This window comes from Mesobacillus subterraneus, from assembly GCF_000934845.1.
GTDB classification, from domain to species: domain Bacteria; phylum Bacillota; class Bacilli; order Bacillales; family Cytobacillaceae; genus Mesobacillus; species Mesobacillus stamsii.
In genome coordinates, this window is the sequence record NZ_JXIQ01000132.1 from 1 (window position 1) to 1,755 (window position 1,755).

At 42.1% G+C, this 1,755-nt stretch carries 1 protein-coding gene; it reads right to left on the minus strand.

Annotated features, from left to right (window positions below; translation table 11 throughout):
* Window positions 1-149: 149 nt before the first annotated feature.
* Window positions 150-1,379 carry an IS110 family transposase gene (locus UB32_RS15835; RefSeq protein ID WP_044395456.1) on the minus strand — a complete coding sequence of 410 codons (1,230 nt, stop codon included), beginning with the start codon at window positions 1,377-1,379 and terminating at the stop codon, window positions 150-152.
* Window positions 1,380-1,755 lie beyond the last annotated feature (376 nt).

Genomic DNA, 1,755 nt, shown 5'->3' on the forward strand with positions numbered 1-1,755 from the left:
AAGACCTGCGGTAGTATGTCAAGAGAAAAATGATTAGATATTTAATTATCAAGGTACAAATTTACGAAAAAAGGCATTAGGAAACTAGACCAGTAAGAATTTGGTAATTACTGGAAGTGGTTAAAAGGATTTTAGAAACTAGTTATGCTTCATTCATTCACGCTCCTTTTCGGCGTGTAGACTTGGTGATTGCGTAGTAGCGCATCCACCAAACGCACTAATTTTCTTGCGGTTAAGACGAGTGCTCTTTTATGTTGATGCTTCGGTACCTCCTTGTACTTCTTTGCGTAATAAGCTTGATACTCAGGAACGTGCCTTCTTACCGAGTTGGCGGCTTCAACTAAGTAATATCTGAGGTACTGGTTCCCGTTACGCGAAAGCGAAGTGTCGTCAGCTGTAAAGCGCCCGGATTGGTGTTTTCGCCAATACAGGCCTGCATATTTAGCGATCTTTGTTTCATCATCAAAACGCTCAATTTGGCCGATTTCAGCGATAATTCCGGCGGTAAAAACTGGTCCAATGCCAGGGATGGTTATAAGGGTTTGCGTCAAACCAGCCATAATTCTCTCGATTGCTTTATCAATCTCTTTGACCTGTTTTTGAAGCGTACGAATAACTTCAATCGTTGTGCCGAGAATGATGTCTATGGAGTCTTCTACAACCTTGTCTAAACGATAGGAAGAACGAACAGCTTTCTGGATGGATTTAGCTATACTCTCCGGATCACCAAAACGATTTTTGCCCTTTTCTTGGAGAAACGCTGCCAGGTCTTCCAGCGGCATGTGTGCAAGTTCTTCTAGGCTGAATTTCTCGAAAAACAGCTCCATCATTGCGTTCCCAAAGACAGAAGAGTCGACTTCCTCTTTAAAGGTATTGCATTTAAAACTCAAGTGTTGAAGGAAGTGCTGTTTTTCCTTTGTCACTTGATGAATGAGCTGGTATCGAGAGCGTGTAAGCTGTTGGAGAGCCACGTACTGACTCTCTTTTACAACCGACATGGGCAATCGGCCAAAGCGAAGATAATCGGCAATGACAAATGCATCGATTTCATCGGTTTTGTCCATATCGCTGTAACTCTTTTTAAAGTTCGAGATCTGCTTAGGATTCATAACCAATACTTCTGTACCAAGTGCCCTGAGTGCCTCGTCATTATGTAAAAACATGGATGGATGAAAACTGTAAACGGACGTGGACTCAAGACCTATTTTTAGTGTATGGATTTCTTGATCATCCACACATTCTAAAATAGCGTCTCTCAATTCAGTTGCACCTGGTAAATCGTTTGGAACAGTGAAGGATCTAAGCTTTTCTCCTTCACCATTCAATAAACAAACCTTGATATCAAAAGAACTAACATCTAATCCAACAAATAATTTCATGGGGGGATTCCCTCCTTTCGAATTTAGAATCAATGGTACTATTTCTTGGACGCCCTGAGATATCCCTAGTGTGAACGCCGATCAGCAACCTCGTGTATCAGTACTATCCCTGATTCGAAAGCCGCCCTAGAGCTACTACCATCTAGGTTCGAGGTTTAGGGTGCACAGCCTGCGAGTAGGAAGTTCCGCACGTACACTGGGAAACAGTCTTTAAATGTGGTCAAGCCACAGGGGGAAAAAGAATTGTCCCAAATGATCCTAAGACCATTATCTAGAAATATCTCCGGACGTCCAAGACTTTTTTGACATATTTAGCAGGAAAAGCAAGAAAATTTGGGCTTAAAAGAAAGGGCCTAAACATAATATACGAGGGGGA

What these genes read in the sequence shown, in the direction of transcription:
- UB32_RS15835 (WP_044395456.1), bottom strand. Translation starts at nt 1,379, where the DNA reads ATGAAATTATTTGTTGGATTAGATGTTAGTTCTTTTGATATCAAGGTT.